This is a genomic window from Paenibacillus ehimensis NBRC 15659, assembly GCF_004000785.1.
Lineage (GTDB): Bacteria > Bacillota > Bacilli > Paenibacillales > NBRC-103111 > Paenibacillus_G > Paenibacillus_G ehimensis.
Genome location: NZ_BILX01000179.1, coordinates 1 through 1679, shown reverse-complemented (window position 1 = coordinate 1679; position 1679 = coordinate 1). Strand labels below are relative to the sequence as shown.

Genomic DNA, 1679 nt, shown 5'->3' with positions numbered 1-1679 from the left:
CAACGGATTATAATTTCATTAATTTGGAGGTTTGTATGAAAAGAATTATCTCACTAGTATTGAGTTCTCTACTCTTCTTTTCAATAATTACACCTACGTTTGCCGCTGAGAAAGAAATCTTGAGTTTACTCCTTTCAAGCTTTAAACCAGATACTTCTAAAGGGATTTCGTCGACGAATTCTTCGTTATTGAATGTGATTGAAAATTCATTTAAGGATAAGATTGGTTCAACCATAGGTGCCAGTTCTTTTAGCGTTGCAGATTCTGTTTACGGATCTGTATATAATTCTGTCTATCGAGCCAAAAGATCGCTGGCAGCCGGACAAATCGTTCAACCCGTAAATCTTAAACCAGACGAATCTCCGTATCTGATTAACTCTGAGTTTGAGTCGGTCTCCACTTTGTCCGGAGACCTATCCGTGCGAACGAAGGATATGACGATAACAAGCCGGAATGGATTATCTTTCGATTTAGTAAAAACATATAGCAGCAGCGACTCGCAGTTGTATGAATTGATATTAGACACGGATAGAACAGGTTATATTCAGTCAAAGTCTAGGTTTCCCCAATGGAATTTAGGCATAGGATGGGGGTGGGATCTTCCTTATATTAGCGAAGCAGGGGATCAAAATTTCCTATATCTTGCTGGTCACTTGGGCTCTGGCATGTACCCCTTGGGTAATAAAAAGTTAGTAGGATATCCTTGGGATGATCTAACCGTAAACTCTTACAACGATTTTTCCGAAAATGCTTGGTATACTAGTGTTCGAACCCTTGCTGGAATTACATATTATTTTAAGGATTCCCTACTGGTTAAAATAACAGATCCGTATAATAATGAGATTCGTTTCAATTATGAACGACTTTTTGGTGATGTCAAACTAAAAAGCATTACTACGGACGATCCGAGTCAGACAATCAATATTACCTATGATGCTTCCGGTGTGACCTTAACCCAAGGCAATCAAACTGTAAGATATGTTCAAGCAACCTACAAGGATACCGTGTATTTAGATAAAGTGATCGATGCGGAAGGAAGAACCACTTCTTATAGCTACACCGAAAAACCAGCCTATTTTGGTAATAATAATATCAATAACCCGTTTTATTTATTAACTAATGTAACCCATCCTACAGGGGCAAAAAGTATCTACACCTACGAGGACCAAACTACATCCAGATACTATGGAGATGTCAAAGTTTATCGGATGAAAGAAAAGTCTTTGCAGGCTAAAGAGGCGGACGGCGCTCTGAAAACCTTCAAGCATGAAACATTTTCTTATGAAGGAGACATGGGTTTTAGTTACCTTACAGATTTCAGTTATTATGTTTACCATAATGATGGATTAACGCAAACAAAGTATACGAATAAGAGAGACAATGAAGAACGGACATGGCTTAAAGCGCCACCTAGCTTTTACCAAACGAACATCACCAAGACATCCATAAGAAATGGCATAACGCACACCATTTCAACGGATCAACAATACGACGAAGTGCGACGCCTCCCGTATCCTAATAAGATTACAACCACCTATTCGGCACAGGGGCAATCGTATACAACGAGCACCTCCCGGGAATTCGACGCCTATGGCAATGTACTATGGTCGACCGATCCTATGGGGATCGCAACGAATTACGATTATGATCCGAACACGCACTTGCTTAGGAGCATAACG

General features: G+C 39.8%; 1 pseudogene. It reads left to right on the top strand.

Going from position 1 to position 1679, the window contains the following annotated elements:
* Positions 1-35 precede the first annotated feature (35 nt).
* A pseudogene (locus tag PEH01S_RS34200) lies at positions 36-1679 on the top strand (hypothetical protein); the annotation flags it as partial.